The sequence below is a fragment of the Nonomuraea jabiensis genome, from assembly GCF_014204795.1.
Taxonomy (GTDB): Bacteria; Actinomycetota; Actinomycetes; order Streptosporangiales; family Streptosporangiaceae; genus Nonomuraea; species Nonomuraea jabiensis.
Genome location: NZ_JACHMB010000001.1, coordinates 12,837,097 through 12,856,290 on the forward strand (window position 1 = coordinate 12,837,097; position 19,194 = coordinate 12,856,290).

The window sequence follows — 19,194 nt, forward strand, 5'->3', positions numbered from 1 at the left end:
TCCGCTTACGAACGAGGCTATGTCAACTGACAGTTTGCGCATAAGTTGATACCTACTCGCGGGGCAGAGCTGCCCCGCATGGCAGGGGACAGTGCGGCTCGCGTCCCTTACGCTGGAAAAGTTCACGGGCGGTGGATGGAGGTGTGCCGTGGCGAACTTCGCCGAACGGCTCGATCTTGCGCTGACCAAGCGCGGCTTCACCGGCGCGCAGGTCGCCTCCGCCCTGACGGAGGCGGGCATCCCGATCACCCGCGCCTACGTCAGCCAGCTGCGCACCGGCAAGCAGACCAACCCGACGCTCCAGGTGCTCAGGGCGCTGGCCTCGTGCCTCCAGGTGAGCGTCGGCTGGCTGGTCGGTGACGACTACCTCGAGTCCGGCGCGGTCGAGGACCTCCAGCTGCGCGCGGCCTCCATCGGCCTGGGCGCCTCAGAGCTGTCCGAGAGCTCCCTGACGCTGCTGCGCGGCGTGGTCGAGCTGGCCCGCAGGGCCGAAGGGCTGCCCGACGAGCCGGAGCCCCCCTCCTCCCCCGACATCCCCGAGGCGGCCGCCCCGCTGAGCGGGCCGCAGCGCCGGGCGCTCGGCAAGCGGCTGCACGGCCTGCGCCTGGCCGCCGGCCTGTCGGTCGAGCAGGTGGAGACGGCGGTCGGCAAGGGAGCCGCCGCGATCCCGGCCATCGAGGAGGGCAGGATCGCGCCTGCCCCCATCACCGCCGAGCGCCTGCTCGCCCTCTACGGCGTCACCGTCCCGCCCATCCGCGAATACGTGCTGTCGCTGGCCAGGGGCGAGCGCGAGGCCGCCTGGTACGACGCGCAGTCGGTGCCGGTCTGGCTGGCCACCACGTACGCGCTGGAGCAGCGGGCCACGGTGATCCGCACCTACCACCCGCAGTTCGTCCCGCCGCTGCTGCAGACCGAGGAATACGCCAGGGCGGCCGTCACCGTGGCCGGGCCGGCGACGCTCGGGCAGCAGACGGTCGACGAGGCGCTCGCCCTCGTGCTGGCCCGCCAGGAGTCCGTGGCCCGCGACAGCGGCATCGTGGTGTGGGCGGTCATCGACGAGAGCGTGCTGACCCGCTCGATCGTGGGGCCGCACGTCCAGCTCCGCCAGATCGACCAGCTCATCGAGCACGCCAAGCGGCCCAACATCTCGCTCCACGTGGTGCCGGCGGAGGATCCCGTCTACGTGCCGCGCACCGGTCCGTTCACGCTCTGGCGCTTCGCCGAGGCGTTCGAGGCCGACATCGCGTGCGCCCACGGCATCGAGTCCGACGAGCTGATCACCGACACCACCGCGGTGGAGGCATACCATCAGGCGTTCACCAAGCTGTCGGTGACGACGACGACCCGCGAAGAGACTTTCGAGGTGTTGAATTTCCACCGCGAGCGGCTTTCGCGTTCCCTCGGAAAGTGATCTCCTTCCCTAATGGATGATCGTTATTCCCGGTAGCGGGTTAGGCAGATATACCGAAAACTAATGGCTTTTCCGGTTGTCATCCGCCGCGCAGCGAGGATCATAAGTTCTGGGTCATCGAGTGGGGTCCGAAAGGATCAATCTTTTCCCGAGATAGTGGGCGAGGGGAAAGGGGCAACACTCAATGCGTCAGCGTGCCATCCGAAACCTGGCGAAGCTGGAGATGACCCAAGCCAGGATCACCCGGGTTCTCGACGCCGCCACGGGTGGGAAGAACAACTTCGTGGCGGACAGAGACGCAGTGCGCCGCTACGACCAGGCCGCTCCCGTCGTGACGACGGCCGCACGGGCCGTGCTCCACTATTTGTGCCGTGTGGTGCGTCATCTGGCCGGCGAAGGGGTGGACCAGTTCGTCATTGTCGGGAGTGGAGTGCCCAGCGGCCTGCCGGCGGGCAGACAGTTGCACGACGTGGCCCGTGACGCCCTGTGCGGCGCGGTCCCCCGGGTGGTCTACGTGGAGAACGACCCGATGGTGCTGGCCGGAGCCCGGGCGACCATCGAGCCCGTCACCGACCTCGTACGCGTCGTAGAGGGCGACGTGCGCGAGATCGACGACCTCCTCGATGACCGGGTCCTGCAGACGTTCCTCGACTGGGACCGGCCCATGGCCGTGCTGCTGCTGTCGACCCACAGCCTGAACGACGACGAGTACTTCCACTACGTGATCAAGCGGATCCGGCAGGTGGTGCCCGAAGGGAGCTACCTGACGCTGCTGCAGACCACGTTCGACGCGATCCCGCCGGAGCTGCTGGGAGCGATTCACGACCTGCTGGCGATGACGCTGCCGGGTCACGCGATTCGCAACAGAGAGGAGGTCGCGGCGTTGCTCGAAGGTCTGGTGCTGGTCGATCCGGGGTTGGTGTGGATCCCGGAATGGCGGCCGGACGGCCTCGGCACCGCCTGCGCCGAACAACCGAGCTCTTCGGGGAGTTACGGGGCCGTGGCCCGCATCCCCTGACACCGGAGGGTCCGGCCGCGCCGCCATGTCGCGGCGCGGCCGAACTCAGTCCCACCAGAACGACCAGGCGTGCTCGCCGATGATCTGCTCGGCATAGCCCTGCAGGTCACCGGGGCCCTGGACGATGTTGTCCGGGCAGAACGTCCAGTGCTCGGCGGCCACGTGCAACGCGTGCTCGGGATCGACCGGCGGCGCGGCCACGCTCAGGTCCAGGGTGTTGAACCCGACGCTCACCACCCGCGCCCCGAACCGGTCCTCCCAGCTGCGCACCACCGCGGCCAGCGGGACCATCCACTCATTGTGGTGCAGCGCGCCCTGCCAGCCCATCACGGCCAGCGCGTCGGCGCCCCTGGAGGCGGCGACCAGGCCGAGCGGCATCCCCTTGACGGCCAGCTCGCCCGCGAGCCAGTCGGCGACCGCCTCGGGGGCGGCCTTGAGCACCCCGGGCGGGGCGGGACCGGGACAGATCGCCCCGAACGGGTCCAGCTCCTCCAGCGCGTCCGGCGGCATCTGGGCCACCCACTCCTCCCACACCTCGGCCATGAACCCCTCGGCGGTGAAGTGGTCGATCTGGCGAGGGTCGTCCGGGACGATCTGCCCGACCCCCCAGGGCTGCGCCGACTCGTCCAGCAGCACCGGCCACAGGCCGCTGTGCGGCTGCCACTCGCGCATGCGCCGCCAGTCCTCGCCGGACGCCGGCTCCTCGCTCATCCAGAACGCCGGCCTGATCGCATTACCCTGCCGGGTGTAGCCGGGATCGGGCCAGACCAGCTCGCCCGGCGGCAGCCCCGCGGGCAGCCTGTGCCCCCTGCCGCCGTCGGCGAACAGCCGCCCCAGCTCGCGTGCGCTCATGCCCTACCGTTCCGATACCGAATCCTGTCTCGGAGATGGTAGTCCGGCCGGTCGCCCTTGGACCTTTGACGACGCGGGAAATGCTGACGACTGTCACAATGAGGGGCTGTGATCCCCTTTGACGCGGTTCTGTCTGACCTTGATGGAGTGCTCCGGCTCTTCGACCATGCCGCCCAGGCCGACATCGAGGCCCGGTACGGCCTGCCGCTCATGAAGACGGCCCTCGACCCCGCGCTGATCCTGCCCGCCACGCTCGGCCAGGTCACCGAGGCGGAGTGGCTGGAGTCGGTCGTCGTCGCGCTCGGCGGCGGCGAGCGGGCCCGCCAGGCCGTGGCCGAGTTCGCGCAGGTGCGCTTCTGGGTGGACGAGGAGGTCAGGGCGCTGCTGGCCAAGGCGCAGCAGCACGTGCCCGTGGTGATCGTGACCAACGCCACGGACTCGCTGGAGCAGCACCTCGACCTGATGGGGCTCACGTACTTCGCGGACGACGTGGTCAGCAGCGCCAGGGTGGGCGTGGCCAAGCCCGACCGGCGGATCTACGAGATCGCCGCGGAGCGGGCCGGGGTCGCGCCGGAGCGCTGCCTGTTCGTGGACGACCGGCTGCAGAACGTGGAGGCGGCCAGGTCGCTCGGCATGACCGGGGTCCACTACCGCTCGTTCCAGGATCTGGCGGCCGTACTGGGGTGAGGGGCGGCGGCCTGGTCGAAGAAGGCCCGTTCCAGCTCGACCGCCAGGCGGAAGACGTCCAGCACCGCCGTCCGGCGCTCCTCGTCCAGGTCCGCGCCGAGGCGATCGAGCTCGCCCCGCAGGAAGTCCACCCAGGCCCGGAACTCCGGGCCCTCGTGCAGCTCGATCCACTCGCGGTGCACGAAGCTCTCCGGCAGCGGCCGGCCGGCCCGCGACGCCCAGCCCAGGTAGCACCATTCGGCCACGCAGAGCACGGCGACGATCAGCAGATAGTCCTGTGACGTGCGGACCTCGTCCATGAGCTGCCTGAACGCGGCCGTCACCGGCTCGGGCGGGGCGTCGGTCCGCCCGCCCAGCGCGGCCAGGGCCCGGTGGAAGTACGTCTTCTCCTCGGTGGTCGCCACCTGACCGAGGAACTTGCCGTAGGGCACCCGCGCCTCGAACGTGTCCGCGCTCGCCACGGCCGCCCCGAGCAGGGCCGTGAACGAGTCCACGAACTGGAAGTCCTGCTCCAGGTAGCGCCGCATGCCGTCGTCGGGCGCCGAGCCCGTCGTGATCGCCATCGCGAACGGGTGCGTCACCACCGCCGTCCACTCGGGCTCGCACTGCTCCCTGAGCCATTCACTGAAGGATCGCTCGCTCACGATCCGACCGTACCCAGGCCCTCGCGTCGCATAGCGCCAGGGGACCTCAACCCCTTCCTCCCGGAGGACACCAGGCCTCCGGGAGGAGCCAGCCCTCCCCCTATTCCCTCAAAGGGACCTCAGCCGGAGTGCGGCGAGGAATAAGGGTGCGGCGGGAAGCACCAACAAGGGGTTGTTTCCGGCGCGGCTCGCGCCAACCGCGCCGGAAACGTCCGCGTGACCGCCGCCCCCGGCCTTGCTCGGCGAGCTGCGCTTCTCGCCAGGCCGGGGGCGACGGCGAGAGAGCGCCGCTCAGTACCCGCCGTACGGGTTCTGGGAGGACGACCGGCTACTGGGGGCGCTCGTCTGGTGGCCCGACGGGTGGTTCGTCGGGGAGCTCGACGGCGTCGACGTGGGCGTCGCGGTGGACGTCGGCTTGGTGCCCTGCGGGGCGATGATGCCGATCAGGCCGTGCTTGGTGCCGTCGATGCCCGCGGAGAACCACATGGAGTCCTCGCCGCCGTTGGTGGCGGTGCCGGGCTCCAGGTCCCACAGGCCGGGCAGCACGATGGGCTTGCCGTCGGCCGTGGTCAGCGCGCCCAGGTGGCGGCTGTTCTTGTACGCGTGCACGGTGCCGTCGCCGAAGTTGCCGATGAGCAGCGCGCCCCTGTACTGTCCCCAGCCCCTCGGCGCGGCGGTGATCCCCCAGGGGGCGTTGAGCCCGACCCTGGAGATGCGGCCGGTGAGGCGCCCGCCGGCGTTGAAACGGCTCACGAAGCCCTTGCCCTCGCCGAATTCGGGCTTGCCGGTGGACGGGTCACGCAGGGCCCAGGTCACCCAGATGCTGCCGTTGGCGATCGCCACGTTGTAGGCCTTGTACGTCCTGGGCACGCCCGGGTCGCGGAACTGCCAGCTCTTCAGGCTGATGCGCCGGAAGTCCTCGTCGAAGGCGTGGACGCGGCCGCTCGCGAAGTCGGCGGCCAGCAAGAAGTCGCCGTCGTCGGTCTCGACGAGCTCCAGCCCCTTGTAGTCGGCGCCGCGGGTGAAGGCCGCGATGATCGCGTTCTTCGGGTCCACGTCCTTGTTCCAGCCCGTGATGGCTCCGCTCGGGCTGGAGAAGATGAACGTGGCGGGCTTGCCCTTGACGGTGAAGCCCTCGCCCGGGTTGAACACCTGGCCGGTGGGTGCTCCGCCGGGGATCCACACCTCGGTCTGCTCCTTCTTGCCCGTGCCGGAGTAGACGGTGGCGGTGCCGGTGCCGGTGTTGGAGACCCACAGAGTCTTGCCCATGGCCAGGCCCCACGGGTTGACGACCTTGGCGTCGGTGACCGGGGCTTTGCCCTGAACGTCCGACACAAGGTTGATCACGTCGAATCGGTTCCTGGTTGTGGTGGCGTGCGCGGGAGTGGTGAGAGTCGCTCCCAGCACAACCGCAACAGCGCAGAGTGTGATGATGCGTGGCCGCATCCGTTGCCTCCTAGTTAGCGCTTGTGACGCGAGATACGTGGAGGGCTGTGGGGCGGTTCAGCCGGTTCCGGAAATATCAGGACGGGAGTTTTTTCGTGTCCGAAGGGGAGAGGGATTGACATGAACGTGTTGGGCATTGACATCGGCGGATCGGGAATCAAGGGTGCCCCTGTCGACATCGAGGCCGGCGAACTGGTGCAGGAGCGCTTGCGCATTCCCACGCCCCAGCCGTCCAAGCCCGATGAGGTGGCGGAGGCGGTGGCGGAGATCGTCAAGCATTTCGGCTGGAGCGGTCCCGTCGGGGTGACCTTCCCCGGCGTGGTCAAGGACGGGGTCGTGCGGACGGCCGCCAACGTGGACCACTCGTGGATCGGCGTGGACGCGGCCAAGTTGTTCGGCGGGGCGACCGTGCTGAACGACGCCGACGCGGCCGGCGTGGCGGAGGTGACCTACGGGCACGGTCGCGGGCAGCGGGGGACCGTGCTCGTGCTGACGTTCGGCACGGGGATCGGCAGCGCGCTGTTCACCGACGGGACGCTCGTGCCCAACACCGAGCTCGGGCACCTGGAACTGCGGGGCAAGGACGCCGAACACCGGGCGTCGGCGCGGGCGCGGGAGGAGCACGAGCTCAGCTGGGAGAAGTGGGCCGAGCGGGTCGAGGAGTACCTGCGGCACGTGGAGATGCTGCTGTCGCCCACGCTGATCGTCATCGGCGGCGGCGCGAGCAGGAAGGCCGACAAGTTCCTGCCGCACGTCCACATCGACACGCCCGTGATGCCCGCCGCCCTCCAGAACGAGGCCGGCATCATCGGCGCCGCCCTGGCCGCCTCCCGTCGCTCATGAGCGGCTCCGGACCGAGGCCCCTGCCTCTGATCGTCCCCAGCGTGCCGTAGTCGCGGTCGCCCACGGCGTTGATCATCTGGGTTCACCGGGGAGGGCACCGCGGCCGGGGGCCGGCGTGGAGGCCGACGGCCTCGTCCGGGACATCCGGCTGGACGCGCGGGTGCTGCGCACGATGGGCAGCGACGAGCCGGCCGAGGCGATCGTGGCGGCGCTGCGCGCGGCCCAGCTCTCGGCCCGGGGCCAGGTGGAGGAACGCCTGGCGGCGGCCCAGGGCGGCGAGCGCCCGCCGTTCGACCTCGGCGACGTCGGCCGCCGCCTCGAGGCCGTCCAGTCCGCCTTCCTCTCGGCCCTCTCCCGGCGCTGACCGGCCGCGCGCCCCGATCACCGGCCGGACTACCCCGCCTTCCGCGATAGCTCTTATGGTGGGTGTTCTCCATTCGATGAGGAGAGGGTGCATGCGAAACGTCGCTCGGACCTCGCTCGTGGACGCCGCCATCGACGAGCTCCGCCGAGAGATCGCGCGTGGTGTGTGGCCGGTCGGCACCAAGATCCCGTCCGAGAGCCAGCTCGCGCAGAGCCTCGGCATGAGCAGGCTGTCCGTGCGCGAGGCGGTGCGGGTGCTGGCCCATGCCGGGCTGCTGCACACCCGCCAGGGCGACGGCACGTACGTGACCGCCACCGACGAGTCCAAGGTCGCCCTGCGCCGGCGGCTCGACACGGCGGCCGCCATGGACATCATCGACGTGCGCCGCGGCCTCGACCTCGTGGCCGCCCGGCTCGCGGCGGGCAGGCGCACGGAGGAGGACCTGACCGCGATGCGCCGGACGCTCGACCGCCGCGACGCGGCCGCCCGCGCCGGCGACCTCGACGGCTTCGCGGACGCGGACGTGGACTTCCACCTGCTGGTCGCGGACGCCGCGCACAACGCCCTGCTCGGCGACCTCTACCGCAGCATGAGCGACGCCCTGCGCGACAGCGTCAGGGACCAGGAGCAGGCGGCCCTGACCCCGGACAGCTCCCACGACGACCTGCTGCGCGCGATCGAGGACGGCGACGCGGCCCGCGCGGTCGCCGTCTCCGTCGCCATCCTCGACCAGCAGGAACGCGACCTCTGAACACCCCCCGCCACGTAGGCACGATCCGCCCCCGCGACATCGACCTGCCCGGCGTGGGACGCGGTGGGACCCGCACGGCACCGGGACGCGGTGGGGCTCGTGTGGCGGAACCGGGGTGAGCCTGCGACGCGGTGCCGCTCGGGAAAGCGGCGCCGCAGGCACACCCCGGCGCTCTCCCCCGCCGGGCCCGCCGATCACCTCCCGGAGATGACGATCGTCTCCCCCTCCCCGGACGGCTCCGCCGATTCCGGCTCGGTTCGCGGCCGGCGCGGCCAGCGGGCCAGCCACGCCACGCGGGCCGGCCGCCTCGGCGACGCCCCGTCCGGCGAGGGCGACCGAGGCGGCAGACCCGCCAGGCGGGACTGAGGCAGCAACCACAGGGCCACCACCGCGACCAGCGGACCACCGAGGGCGGCGATCACCAGCGTGTAGACAGGCACCCCGCGGGACTCCGGCCCCACACCGGCACCACCGGAGCTTTCCGGCCCCACACCGGCACCACCGGAGCTTTCCGGCCCCACACCGGCACCGAGCTTTCCCGCCCCACGTCGGTAGCACCGGCACTCCCCTGCCCCTGCGGCGTCCGGGTAATCACCGCCGATCCCCCATCCGGGAACCCGGGCGGCCGCACGGCCCCCCAGAACGACTTCCCGGCCGGCATCGGCGCCACCAGTTCAGCGGGCACCGGCTTGACCTTCAGCCCGCCGGGCACGGTCAGCGTCCCCACCTCGTACGGCTGGAACAGCCCCTGGACGCCCTCCACCTTCCACACCCCCTCAGGCACCACCACCGACGTGGCGTAATGCCCCGCCTCCGGCAGCGCCGTGCCGTCGAAGAGCAGGCTCTTCCCATCCGCCCTGGTGAACCGCAGCCCGACCGCCCCAAGCTCCCCCTCGAACGGATGGGAGCCGTGCTGGAGCACCCAGAACCCCAGCGCGTACGACGTCCCGCCCTCGAACCGGGACGGCACCGGATCCAGATAGGTCACCGCCCACCCCCCGGCCGCGGCGGCGGGCAGGCCGCCCAGGGCCAGCGCCGCCGCGGCGGCCAGCACGGCCAGAATCCTCTTCATGGGACCACCTCCGGTACAGATACACCGGAGGCGCCGCCCAGGTTCTGACGGGCGTGCGACATTTCCCGAGACGGCGCGCACAATGGAGGGAAGGCGAGAATTCGGCGGGGAGCGAGGAGGCTTGCGCCGTGTCCGCCACCGGACGCGCATATGTGACCGCAATGCTCGACGTCCTCGTTTACGAGAACGTATTGGTGGCGTGGCGACGCAGTACGCCCTGGGGCGGATACATGATCGTCTCGCACGAGGGCGAGGAGATCAGGATGACCGCCCGACAGGCGGAAACGTGGGCGCGGGGCGCCTTCGCCGTCTATCTGGCGCTGGTCGACCAGGGCCGCATCACCCCGCGCATCCCGCGCGGCACCGCGCAGCCCTAGCCCGCCCCCGGGACCGGCCGCCCATAACCGGCCCGGTAAATCCGTCCCGGAATTCCCGGCGGACGTCCCGCAAAGGGCGCCCCGCCCATTCCCGAGGCGATGGCGGTCAGGACGACTGGTTGTTCATGAACTCCGTGATCTTCCACTTCCCGCCCACCTTGCCGAGCAGGAACAGCTCCCGGAAGCGCGCTTCCCCCTGCTTGCTCCCCGAACGGACGACGGCGTTCTCGCCGCTGACCGTGCGCACGTCCACGATGCTGTGCACGGCCGACACCAGGTCGGTCGCGCCCTGCAGCTGCTGCTGGTAGAGGCTGCGGATCGCCTTGGCGCCCTCCGCCGTGGCCTCGCCGTCTATCTCGACCACCGCGTCGGCAGCGAACGCGCTGACGATCTGGTCCACGTTCCCCGCCTTGAGCGCGTTGAAGTAGGACTCGACCGCGCCGCGCGGCTGCCCGGCCGATGTCGCCGTCGCCGTCGCGGTCGGGGACGCGCTCCCGGTGTAGGGCCCGGTCGGGGTGGCGGCCGCTTTCATCGCTTGCGTACGGTCACCGCCCACGTCGCAACCGGCGACCAGGAGGACGGGGACGATCGCCGCCGGTAGAAGCGCCCAGCGCTGAAAAACCTTGCTCATGGCCGCTTTGATGCCCGCGCCCGTCATGCGCGAATGCGGCGTTTGGCCACTTCGCACGACGCCTTTAGCTCGTTGGGGTGTTACTCACGGTAACGGTTCACTGGATCTGGCTGAGACCGGTCAGAGCTGCGATCGTTGCCGCGCCGAGACCAGCGCACAGGGTGCCGCCGATAGCGTCCGTCCAGTGCTGCGAATCCAGGCGAACCCCGAACCCCTCCCCCAGCGCGAGGACGCCGAACGTTGCGACAGCATCGATTCAGGACGGCGTTGCGTGTTGCCACTGACACATCGAAGCCCGCACGTCTACCCCCCGGTGGAGACTGGAGCATAGCCGTCGGCCTGGCGTCGGCGCAGCTGATATGCCAGAACGGCATCACACCACGGCGTCGCGGACGCCGGTGGCGGCTCAGGCGGCCCTGGAACGGGCTGGAGACGGCCGGAGACGGCCGGAGGCTGAGCGGGGTCGCCGGGCCACCTGGCGGGCATCGCACGCGGCGCTCAGCACGAGCTGGGGTGGAGAACGAGACGGTCAAGAGGCACGTCGGCGACGTGCTGGACAAACCCGTAGCAAGCGACCGCGCCCAGGCCGTCGTGCGAGCCTACGACCTGGGCCCGGTCCTGGCAGGCGGTTAGGCGCCCACCTCCACGGCGCCGTCCGCCACCCGTACCGGGTAGACCGGCACGGACACCGCCTCCTCGTCCAGGCACCGCCCCGACACCAGCGAGAACACCTGCTTGTGCAGCGGCGAGGCCACGGTCGGCTCGCCCTTCCTGGTGCCGACGATGCCGCGCGAGAGCACGTACGCGCCGCTGAACGGGTCGCGGTTGCCCAGCGCGTGCAGCGTGCCGTCGTGGGTGCGGAAGACGGCCACCTGCTCGCCGCCCACCAGGGCGCAGACGCCGCGTTCCGGCAGCATGGCCTCGTAGTCGCAGATCCGCGTCCAGTTGCTCATCGGGCCATCACCGGCTTGATCTGGCCGCGCTCGCTGGCGAAGACGATCGACGGGTCGGGCACGCCGGGGGCGTTGACGAAGGTGACGAACCTGTTCAGCTTCTCCGGGTCGTCCAGCGTGGCCGCCCACTCGTCGGCGTACGTGGCGATGTGGTTCTCCATCTGCGCGTCCAGGTCCGCGCAGATACCGAGCGAATCTTCCATGATCACCTCGCGGAGATAGTCGAGCCCGCCGTCCAGCGACTCCAGCCAGGCGGCGGTGCGCTGCAGCCGGTCGGCCGTGCGGATGTAGAACATGAGGAAGCGGTCGATCGTCCTGATGAGCTCCTCCGAGCTCAGGTCCGTGGCCAGCAGGTCGGCATGGCGGGGCTTGAAGCCGCCGTTGCCGCCGACGTACAGGTTCCAGCCCTGCTCGGTGGCGATGATCCCGAAGTCCTTGGACCTGGCCTCGGCGCACTCGCGGGCGCAGCCGGAGACGGCGGACTTGAGCTTGTGCGGCGAGCGCAGGCCGCGGTAGCGCAGCTCCAGCGCGATGGCCATGCCCACCGAGTCCTGCACGCCGTAGCGGCACCAGGTCGAGCCCACGCACGACTTCACCGTGCGCAGCGCCTTGCCGTACGCGTGGCCGGACTCGAACCCGGCGTCCACCAGCCGCCGCCAGATCTCCGGCAGCTGCTCGACCCGGGCTCCGAACAGGTCGATGCGCTGACCGCCGGTGATCTTCGTGTAGAGGCCGAAGTCGCGGGCCACCTCGCCGATCACGATGAGCTTGTCGGGGGTGATCTCGCCGCCGGGGATGCGCGGGACGACCGAGTACGTGCCGTTCCTCTGCATGTTGGCGAGGAAGTGGTCGTTGGTGTCCTGCAGCGTGACCCGCTCGCCGTCGAGCACGTGGCCGTTGTAGAGCGAGGCCAGGATCGAGGCCACGGCCGGCTTGCAGATGTCGCAGCCCCTGCCCTGCCCGTGTTCGGTGATGAGCTGGGAGAACGTGGTGATCTTGCGGACCCGTACGATGTCGAACAGCTCGGCTCGCGAGTACGTGAAGTGCTCGCACAGCGCCTTGCTGACCTCGACGCCCGACTTCTCCAGCAGCTGCTTGAGCATCGGCACGCAGCTGCCGCAGGTCGTGCCGGCGCGGGTGCAGGCCTTGATGCCGGGCACGTCGGTGACGCCCTTGTCGGCGATGGCCGTGCGGACCTCGCCCGCGCACACGTTGTTGCAGGAGCACACCTGCGCCTCGTCGGGCAGGTCCAGGCTGGCCCCGGCGCCGCTGAAGAGCAGGTCGGACGGCGAGGCGGGCAGCGCCTTGCCGACGAAGGGCCGCAGGGACGTGTACGGGGAGGCGTCGCCCACGCAGATGCCGCCGAGCAGCGTCTTGGCGTCGTCGCTGATGAACAGCTTCTTGTAGACGCCGCTCACCGGGTCCATGTACGTGACGTCGAGCGCCCCCGACATGGCCCCGAACTGCGCCACCTCGACACCCAGCAGCTTGAGCTTGGTGGACATGTCGGCGCCCTCGAAGGACGAGGACCCGCCCATGATCCGGTCGGCCGCCACCTCGGCCATCGAGTTGCACGGCCCGACGAGGCCGTAGACCATGCCGCCGACGAGCGCGCACTCGCCGACCGCGTAGATCGAGGGGTCGGAGGTGAGCATCGAGGAGTCGACCACGATGCCGCCCCGCTCGCCGACCTCCAGCCCGGACGACCTGGCCAGCTCGTCACGCGGCCTGATGCCCGCCGAGAACACCACGACCTGCGCGTCCAGCACCGTGCCGTCCGGCTTGCGCAGCCCGGTGACCTGGCCGTCCACGGTGACGATCTCCTGGACGCCCGCCCCGGCGTGCACGCCGAGCCCGAGGCCCTCGATGTGGGACTTCAGCACCGCGCCGCCGCCCTCGTCCACCTGCCGCGGCATCAGCCAGGGGCTCATCTCGACGATGTGCGCCTTCAGCCCGAGCGCGCGCAGCGCGTCGGCGGCCTCCAGGCCGAGCAGCCCGCCGCCGACCACGACGCCCTCGGCCGCGTCCTTGGCGGCCACCCGGATGGCGTCCAGGTCGTCGATGGTGCGGTAGACGAAGGCGTGCTCGGCGCCCGGCACCGGCGGCACGAACGGCGCCGACCCGGTGGCCAGCACGAGCACGTCATAGGGCTCGGTCGTGCCGTCGGCCAGGGTGACCTCGCGGGCCTCCCGGTCGATCCCGGTGACCCGGCTGCTCAGCCTCGTCACGACGCCCGCGGGCACCGCGTAGGTGAGGTCCTCCACGGTGGTGCCGGAGAGGTAGGAGGTCAGGGCCACCCGGTCGTACGCCGGGCGCGGCTCCTCCCCGATCACGGTGATCCGGCCGTCGAAGCCCTTGTCCACGAGGGTTTCGACGAGCCTGTGGGCCGTCGGCCCGTATCCGACGACGACGATCCTGTTCATCGAACCTCCTTGCCTTCTACGGAAACGCGCCACGTCACCGCTGGCCGTTCTGTATCGTGGTCGGCGTCCGGCGGCGAGAACCAAGCCGCCGGACCTACCGCCGGGCTGGCGGGATGTGAAGCCTGTGGAGGCTGTGTAAGACCGTTGGGCGGATGTCCGTCCCTCGCCTTAACCGGAACGGCGACCGCCTGCGAAGCAGGAAGGTCCAACCCGCGAGGGCTGGAGTCCAGCGGCTTCGGCTGCATGGAGGAGGTCAAACTGAAATCCCTTCCTGCTCGCACAGCCAGCCGACGATGCCCTCCACGGCGTCGCGGCAGGTCCCGCATCCGGTTGTGGCCCTGGTCGCGGCCGCCACTCCGGCCACGTCGCGGGCCCCGGCCTCCCAGCACGCCCTGATCTGACCCTTGGTCACGTTGTTGCACTGACAGACCTTGGCCGCGTCCGGCATCAGCGTCGGGCTGTCGGCCACCGGGGCCGACGACAGCCCGGGGAACAGCAGCCCCGCCCGGTCTCCCGGCACCGGCGCGCCTCGGTCGAAGAGCTGGGTGAGCGTGCCCACGGCGTCGCTCTCGCCCAGCAGGATCGCGCCCACCAGCCGCCCGTCGCGGATGACGAGCTTGCGGTAGGTGCCGCGGGCCCGGTGGCTGAAGCGCACCACCTCGGCGTGCTCCTCGGTGAGCTGGGTCTCGCCCATGGCGGCCAGCTCGACGCTCCTGGCCTTGAGCCTGGTGACCAGCCGGGAGCCCCGGTAGAGGGCCTTGCCGCCGGTGATGACGTCGGCGGCCACGGCGGCCTGCTCCCAGGCGGGGGCGACCAGGCCGTACACGGTGCCGTCGTGCTCGGCGCACTCGCCGATGGCGAAGATCGACGGGTCGTCGGTGCGCAGCTCGTCGTCCACGACGATGCCGCGCCGCACCTCCAGCCCCGCCGCGGCGGCCGGCCCGGTGACCGGGCGGACGCCGCAGGCCAGCACGACGAGGTCGGCCTCGATGAGCTCGCCGCCGGCCAGCCGGACGCCGTCCTCCTGCACCGCCTCGGCGCTGACCCCGGTGCGGATCTCGACGCCGAGCCCGGCGAGCGTCTCGCCGAGCACCTCGCCCGCCTCGACGTCGAGCTGGCGCTCCATGAGGTGCCCGGCCAGGTGCAGCAGCGTCACGGGCAGGCCGCGCCCGGCCAGCCCGCGGGCTGCCTCGATGCCGAGCAGGCCGCCGCCGACGACCACGGCCTGGCGGGCCTGGTCCGCGGCCTCCATGATGCGCTCGCAGTCGTCGAGCGTGCGGAACGGGATGGCCCGCTCCACGCCGGGGATCGGCGGCACGATGGCCTCGCTGCCCATCGCCAGGACCAGCAGGTCGTACGGCTCGCACCGCCCGCCCTCGGTCACCACGTGCCTGGTCTCCCTGTCGATGTGGGCGACCGCGTCGCCGAAGGCGGCCTCGACGTTGTGGGCGTCGTACCAGGAGGATTCGAGCAGCCTCACCTGCTCGGGACGCGAGCTGCCGGCCAGCACGTTGGACAGCAGCACCCTGTTGTACGGCTGGCGCGACTCCGCGCCGAAGATCGTGATCCTGATGTGCGGGTCCCTGGTCCGTACCTCGCTGACCAGCCGCGACCCGGCCATCCCGTTGCCGACGACGACGAGCCTCATACGTCCCTCTCCACCCTGACGGCGCAGACCTTGAACTCCGGCATCCTCGATGCCGGATCAAGGGCCGGGTTGGTGAGCCGGTTGGCGCCCTCCCAGTGGAAGGGCATGAAAACGGTGTCGCGCCTGATGGTGTCGCTGATCCTCGCCACGGCCTTCCCCTCGCCTCTCCTGCTGCTGACGCGTACGACGTCCCCGGGGGTGATGTCGAGCTGCTCGGCGAGGTCCGGGTGCAGCTCGACGAACGGCTCGGGGGCCGCCTGGACGAGCGGCGCGATCCTGCGCGTCTGGGCGCCGCTCTGGTAGTGGGCGAGCACCCGTCCGGTGCTCAGGTAGATCGGGTAGTCCTCGTCGGTCTCCTCGGCGGCGGGCCGGTGCTGGACGGGCACGAACCTGGCGCGGCCGTCCGGGTGGGCGAAGGAGTCGAGGAACGGGCGCGGCGTGCCGGGGTGCCCCGGTTCGGGGCAGGGCCAGAAGACGCCCTTCTCGGCGGCGATGCGCTCGTAGGTGATGCCCGAGTAGTCGGCCGCCCCGCCCTTGCTCGCCCGGCGCAGCTCGTCGAAGATCTTGACCGGCTCGGTCTCCAGGTGGTGTCCGAGCCGCTCGGCGAGCCCGGCGAGCACGTCGAGGTCGCTCCTGACGCCCTCGGGCGGGGCCACGGCCCGGTTGCGGAGCAGGACGCGGCCTTCGAGGTTGGTCATGGTGCCGGTCTCCTCGGCCCACTGCGTGACCGGGAAGACCACGTCGGCCAGCGCCGCGGTCTCGGACATGACGAAGTCGCAGGTCACCAGCAGGTCGAGGGAGGCGATGCGCTCGGCCACGTGCTCGGAGGCGGGCGCGGAGATCACGGGGTTGGAGCCGAACAGCAGCAGCGCCCGCGGCCCGCCGGGGGTGCCGAGGGCGTCGAGCAGCTCGTACGCCGACCGCCCCGGCCCCGGGAGGCTGTCGGCCGGGACGCCCCACACCCCCGCCACGTGCTCGCGGGCCGCCGGGTCGTCGATCTTGCGGTAGCCGGGGAGCTGGTCGGCCTTCTGCCCGTGCTCCCTGCCGCCCTGGCCGTTGCCCTGCCCGGTCACGCACCCGTACCCGGAGCCGTGCCGGCCGGGCAGGCCCAGCGCCAGCGCGAGGTTGATGAACGCGCTGACCGTGTCGGTGCCCTTGGCGTGCTGCTCGGCGCCGCGCCCGGTCAGGATGTAGGCGTTGCCCGCGGCGGCCAGCGCCCGGACCGCCTGCCGCATCCGGTAGACCGGCACCCCGGTGATCCGCTCGACCCGCTCCGGCCACCAGGCGGCCAGCGAGGTGCGGACCTCCTCGAAGCCGGTGGTCCTGGCCGCCACGTACGCCTCGTCCACGAGCTCGTCGGCGATGGCCAGGTGCAGCATCCCGAGCGCCAGGGCCAGGTCGGTGCCGGGCGTGGGCTGCAGGTGCAGCCAGGCCAGCTTGGCCGTCTGGGTGCGCCGCGGGTCGATGACGATCACCCGGGGGCCCGACAGGTGGCGCACGAACGGGGGCATGGTCTCGGCGACGTTCCCGCCGGCCAGCAGCACGACGTCGGCCTCGGCCAGGTCGGTGATGGGGAACGGCATGCCGCGGTCCATGCCGAACGCCTTGATCGAGGCGGCGGCGGCCGACGACATGCAGAAGCGGCCGTTGTAGTCGATCTGGCTGGTGCCCAGCGTGACCCTGGCGAACTTGCCGAGCGTGTAGGCCTTCTCGTTGGTGAGCCCGCCACCGCCGAACACGGCCACGCCGTCGGGGCCGTGTTCGGCGCGGATCGCGGACAGCCGCTCGGCCACGTAGTCGAGCGCGACCTCCCACTCCACGGGCTCGCCGTGCAGGAGCGGGGTGGTCAGGCGCTCGCCGTTGGTGAGCAGCTCGCCCGCCGTCCAGCCCTTCTGGCACAGCGCGCCGGAGGCGTTGGCAGGGATGTCGGTCCTGGGGCTGATGGCCAACCCCGGGCCGATCTCCATGCCGCACTGGAGTGCGCAGTAGGGGCAGTGTGTCTTGGTCACGTTAAACCCGGGCATAGGCGAGGCTCGCCACGACGGAGGCGCCGACCTTGCGGGTGTAGCACCACCAGGTCAGGGCGAAACAGGACACGTAGAAGGCTCCGAAGGCGAGGAAGGCGGGCGCCGGGGTCCCGGCCGCGGCGAACGACATCCCGAACGCCCGGTTGATGAGGAACCCGCCCAGCGCTCCGACCGCCGAGATGATGCCGATGGCGGCCGACGCCTGGCGCTTGCCGTACAGCAGGGACTCCTCGCCCTCGCCGCGCTCGGCGATGGCCTTGGCCTGGAAGATGGCCGGGATCATGCGGTACGTGGAGCCGTTCCCGATGCCGGCGGTGATGAAGAGAAGCTGGAAGGCCAGGAAGAACATCCAGAAGTTGCCGGAGGTGCTGGCCAGCCAGACCAGCAGCACGCCGACGCCCATCCCGGCGAAGTTCCACAGCGTGACGGGGGCGCCGCCGAGCCTGTCGGCCAGCCAGCCGCCCACCGGCCTGATCAGCGAGCCCAGCAGCGGCCCGACGAACGCCACCACGGCGAAGGGCGCCTCGGGGAAGAGGCTCTTGCTGAGCAGCGGGAAGGCCGTGGAGTAGCCGATGAACGAGCCGAAGGTCCCGATGTACAGGAACGACATGATCCAGGTCTGGGCCTTGCCCGCCACCGCGAGCTGCTCGCGCGGGTTGGCCCTGGCGCTGGTGAGGTTGTCCATGAAGAAGAAGGCGCAGGCGCCGGCCACGACGATGAACGGGATCCAGAACCAGCCTGCCGCGGCCAGCCCGAACGCGCCGATCACCAGCGGCATGACGAGCTGGACCGAGCTGACGCCGATGTTGCCGCCCGCGGCGTTCAGCCCCAGGGCGACGCCCTGCTTGTGGCGGGGGTAGAAGTAGGTGATGTTGGCCATGCTGGAGGCGAAGTTCCCCCCGCCGACCCCGGCCAGCGCCGCGATCACCAGGAACAGCCAGTAGGGCGTGTCCGGGTTGCCGACCGCCACGCCGAGCAGCACCGCCGGGATGAGCAGCAGCGCCGCGCTCACCACGGTGAAGTTGCGCCCGCCGAACTTGGCCGGGCCGAACGTGTAGGGCACGCGCAGCGCCGAGCCGACCAGGTTGGGCAGCGCGACCAGCCAGAAGAGCTGGTCCGTGGAGAACTTGTAGACCCCCATCTTGGTGGCCACGATGCTCCACAGCGTCCACACGGTGAAGCCGAGATGCTCGGCGACGATCGAGAAGATCAGGTTGCGCCGTGCGACGCGCTTTCCTGAACTCTCCCAGAAAGCTGGGTCATCGGGGTGCCACTCGGCGATCCAGCGCGCCATCGACTTTCTCCTACGTTCGGCGTCCGGGGGGAACTCCAAAGTAGGAAGCGCGCGTTACGCACTTTGACAATCCGTGGCTGTGCGTTCGTTACGTGTGATTCACCGGCGTAACAAGCCCCGCACATGCGTCACGTAGGAAACATGCTCGTAATACGGCCTGCTGATCAGGCGTAATGTTCTGCGTAGCTTGTCACGATACGTGAGCGATCAGCCCTGGCGGCCGGCCAGGCGCCGCAGCGGCTCGCCGGTCAGCCGGTACTTCAGCCACTCGTCCTGGCGCACCGCGCCGAGCTTGTCGTAGAAGGCGATGCTGGGCTCGTTCCAGTCGAGCACCACCCATTCGAAGCGCTGGTAGCCGCGCTCGGCGCAGATCCCGGCCAGCTCCTTCATGAGCGCGATCCCGTGGCCGCCGCCCCGGTGCTGGGGGCGTACGTACAGGTCCTCCATGTAGATGCCGTGCACGCCCCGCCACGTCGAGAACGTCAGGAACCACAGCGTGAAGCCGGCCACCTCGCCGTCGTGCTCGGCGATGTGGACGAACGCGGCCGGGTGGTCGGCGAAGAGCGCGGTGTGCAGCTGCTCCTCGGTGACCGTCGCCTCGTGCGCGGCCTTCTCGTACTCGGCGAGCTCACGGATCATGTTGGCGATTTCGGGCACGTCGGCGGGTGTCGCGGGGCGAATCATGGCAACCAGGGTATGGCCCCTGCCCGATTGACCCGCCCAGTGTGTCGAACGGCGCAGTTCTCAGAACGG

19 protein-coding genes are annotated in these 19,194 nt (G+C 70.7%); 8 read left to right on the plus strand and 11 right to left on the minus strand.

Annotation, left to right across the window (positions count from 1 at the left end; genetic code table 11):
- Positions 1–148 precede the first annotated feature (148 nt).
- Positions 149–1,411 (plus strand): helix-turn-helix domain-containing protein, encoded by a 1,263-nt coding sequence (locus HD596_RS58530; RefSeq protein ID WP_185077930.1) that lies wholly within the window; start codon positions 149–151, stop codon positions 1,409–1,411.
- A 184-nt stretch (positions 1,412–1,595) separates the two neighbouring features.
- Positions 1,596–2,429, plus strand: coding sequence for an SAM-dependent methyltransferase (locus HD596_RS58535; RefSeq protein ID WP_246555525.1), 834 nt, complete (start codon positions 1,596–1,598; stop codon positions 2,427–2,429).
- 45 nt (positions 2,430–2,474) lie between these two features.
- Here HD596_RS58535 and HD596_RS58540 read toward each other — a convergent pair whose 3' ends face one another.
- Positions 2,475–3,281, minus strand: coding sequence for a DUF4253 domain-containing protein (locus HD596_RS58540; protein WP_185077931.1), 807 nt, complete (start codon positions 3,279–3,281; stop codon positions 2,475–2,477).
- A 108-nt stretch (positions 3,282–3,389) separates the two neighbouring features.
- On the opposite strand from HD596_RS58540, the gene HD596_RS58545 reads away from it, so the two are divergent.
- Positions 3,390–3,968 (plus strand): HAD family hydrolase, encoded by a 579-nt coding sequence (locus HD596_RS58545; RefSeq protein ID WP_185077932.1) that lies wholly within the window; start codon positions 3,390–3,392, stop codon positions 3,966–3,968.
- On the opposite strand, the gene HD596_RS58550 is transcribed toward HD596_RS58545, so the two are convergent.
- Both HD596_RS58550 and HD596_RS58555 read right to left on the minus strand, forming a co-directional pair.
- The gene (locus HD596_RS58550; protein ID WP_185077933.1) at positions 3,929–4,612 is read right to left on the minus strand and encodes a TenA family protein; all 684 of its coding nucleotides are present in this window, start codon (positions 4,610–4,612) and stop codon (positions 3,929–3,931) included. The genes HD596_RS58545 and HD596_RS58550 overlap by 40 nt on opposite strands.
- A gap of 291 nt (positions 4,613–4,903) precedes the next feature.
- On the minus strand, positions 4,904–5,959 hold the full coding sequence (locus HD596_RS58555; RefSeq protein ID WP_185077934.1) for a TIGR03118 family protein: 1,056 nt from the start codon (positions 5,957–5,959) through the stop codon (positions 4,904–4,906).
- A gap of 219 nt (positions 5,960–6,178) precedes the next feature.
- Between HD596_RS58555 and ppgK the strand changes: the two genes are divergently transcribed.
- The 4 genes from ppgK to HD596_RS58575 all read left to right on the plus strand — a co-directional run bounded on the left by ppgK (position 6,179) and on the right by HD596_RS58575 (position 8,382).
- Entirely contained in the window at positions 6,179–6,901 is a 723-nt protein-coding gene (gene ppgK / locus HD596_RS58560; RefSeq protein ID WP_185077935.1) for a polyphosphate--glucose phosphotransferase, read from the plus strand.
- A gap of 115 nt (positions 6,902–7,016) precedes the next feature.
- On the plus strand, positions 7,017–7,265 hold the full coding sequence (locus HD596_RS58565) for a hypothetical protein (protein ID WP_185077936.1): 249 nt from the start codon (positions 7,017–7,019) through the stop codon (positions 7,263–7,265).
- A 91-nt stretch (positions 7,266–7,356) separates the two neighbouring features.
- The gene (locus tag HD596_RS58570; RefSeq protein WP_185077937.1) at positions 7,357–8,016 is read left to right on the plus strand and encodes a FadR/GntR family transcriptional regulator; all 660 of its coding nucleotides are present in this window, start codon (positions 7,357–7,359) and stop codon (positions 8,014–8,016) included.
- 207 nt (positions 8,017–8,223) lie between these two features.
- The gene (locus HD596_RS58575; protein ID WP_185077938.1) at positions 8,224–8,382 is read left to right on the plus strand and encodes a hypothetical protein; all 159 of its coding nucleotides are present in this window, start codon (positions 8,224–8,226) and stop codon (positions 8,380–8,382) included.
- Between the two features lie 52 nt (positions 8,383–8,434).
- Here HD596_RS58575 and HD596_RS58580 read toward each other — a convergent pair whose 3' ends face one another.
- A complete protein-coding gene (locus tag HD596_RS58580; RefSeq protein WP_185077939.1) occupies positions 8,435–9,088 on the minus strand; it encodes a hypothetical protein in 654 nt (217 codons plus the stop codon).
- 161 nt (positions 9,089–9,249) lie between these two features.
- On the opposite strand from HD596_RS58580, the gene HD596_RS58585 reads away from it, so the two are divergent.
- The gene (locus tag HD596_RS58585; protein ID WP_185077940.1) at positions 9,250–9,465 is read left to right on the plus strand and encodes a hypothetical protein; all 216 of its coding nucleotides are present in this window, start codon (positions 9,250–9,252) and stop codon (positions 9,463–9,465) included.
- Positions 9,466–9,571: 106 nt separating this feature from the next.
- Here HD596_RS58585 and HD596_RS58590 read toward each other — a convergent pair whose 3' ends face one another.
- From HD596_RS58590 to HD596_RS58620, 7 genes are all read right to left on the minus strand, one after another.
- Entirely contained in the window at positions 9,572–10,096 is a 525-nt protein-coding gene (locus tag HD596_RS58590; RefSeq protein WP_185077941.1) for a YybH family protein, read from the minus strand.
- A 629-nt stretch (positions 10,097–10,725) separates the two neighbouring features.
- Complete coding sequence (gene nirD, locus HD596_RS58595) at positions 10,726–11,049, minus strand: nitrite reductase small subunit NirD (protein ID WP_185077942.1); 324 nt, start codon at positions 11,047–11,049, stop codon at positions 10,726–10,728.
- Positions 11,046–13,472 carry a nitrite reductase large subunit NirB gene (gene nirB, locus HD596_RS58600; RefSeq protein WP_185077943.1) on the minus strand — a complete coding sequence of 809 codons (2,427 nt, stop codon included), beginning with the start codon at positions 13,470–13,472 and terminating at the stop codon, positions 11,046–11,048. The genes nirD and nirB overlap by 4 nt, the downstream gene beginning before the upstream one ends.
- Before the next feature lie 253 nt (positions 13,473–13,725).
- Positions 13,726–15,120 (minus strand): FAD-dependent oxidoreductase, encoded by a 1,395-nt coding sequence (locus HD596_RS58605; protein WP_185077944.1) that lies wholly within the window; start codon positions 15,118–15,120, stop codon positions 13,726–13,728.
- Positions 15,117–17,129 (minus strand): molybdopterin oxidoreductase family protein, encoded by a 2,013-nt coding sequence (locus HD596_RS58610; protein WP_313047487.1) that lies wholly within the window; start codon positions 17,127–17,129, stop codon positions 15,117–15,119. The genes HD596_RS58605 and HD596_RS58610 overlap by 4 nt, the downstream gene beginning before the upstream one ends.
- A gap of 1 nt (position 17,130) precedes the next feature.
- Positions 17,131–18,441, minus strand: coding sequence for an MFS transporter (locus tag HD596_RS58615; protein WP_185077946.1), 1,311 nt, complete (start codon positions 18,439–18,441; stop codon positions 17,131–17,133).
- Between the two features lie 207 nt (positions 18,442–18,648).
- Positions 18,649–19,182 (minus strand): GNAT family N-acetyltransferase, encoded by a 534-nt coding sequence (locus HD596_RS58620; RefSeq protein WP_376776177.1) that lies wholly within the window; start codon positions 19,180–19,182, stop codon positions 18,649–18,651.
- Positions 19,183–19,194 lie beyond the last annotated feature (12 nt).

Bases quoted from the DNA above. Each gene is read 5' to 3' on its own strand.
- HD596_RS58535 (WP_246555525.1), top strand. From the start codon at position 1,596: ATGCGTCAGCGTGCCATCCGAAACCTGGCGAAGCTGGAGATGACCCAA.
- HD596_RS58540 (WP_185077931.1), bottom strand. From the start codon at position 3,281: ATGAGCGCACGCGAGCTGGGGCGGCTGTTCGCCGACGGCGGCAGGGGG.
- ppgK (WP_185077935.1), top strand. From the start codon at position 6,179: ATGAACGTGTTGGGCATTGACATCGGCGGATCGGGAATCAAGGGTGCC.
- HD596_RS58570 (WP_185077937.1), top strand. From the start codon at position 7,357: ATGCGAAACGTCGCTCGGACCTCGCTCGTGGACGCCGCCATCGACGAG.
- HD596_RS58575 (WP_185077938.1), top strand. From the start codon at position 8,224: ATGACGATCGTCTCCCCCTCCCCGGACGGCTCCGCCGATTCCGGCTCG.
- HD596_RS58580 (WP_185077939.1), bottom strand. From the start codon at position 9,088: ATGAAGAGGATTCTGGCCGTGCTGGCCGCCGCGGCGGCGCTGGCCCTG.
- HD596_RS58585 (WP_185077940.1), top strand. From the start codon at position 9,250: ATGCTCGACGTCCTCGTTTACGAGAACGTATTGGTGGCGTGGCGACGC.
- HD596_RS58590 (WP_185077941.1), bottom strand. From the start codon at position 10,096: ATGAGCAAGGTTTTTCAGCGCTGGGCGCTTCTACCGGCGGCGATCGTC.
- nirD (WP_185077942.1), bottom strand. From the start codon at position 11,049: ATGAGCAACTGGACGCGGATCTGCGACTACGAGGCCATGCTGCCGGAA.
- nirB (WP_185077943.1), bottom strand. From the start codon at position 13,472: ATGAACAGGATCGTCGTCGTCGGATACGGGCCGACGGCCCACAGGCTC.
- HD596_RS58605 (WP_185077944.1), bottom strand. From the start codon at position 15,120: ATGAGGCTCGTCGTCGTCGGCAACGGGATGGCCGGGTCGCGGCTGGTC.
- HD596_RS58615 (WP_185077946.1), bottom strand. From the start codon at position 18,441: ATGGCGCGCTGGATCGCCGAGTGGCACCCCGATGACCCAGCTTTCTGG.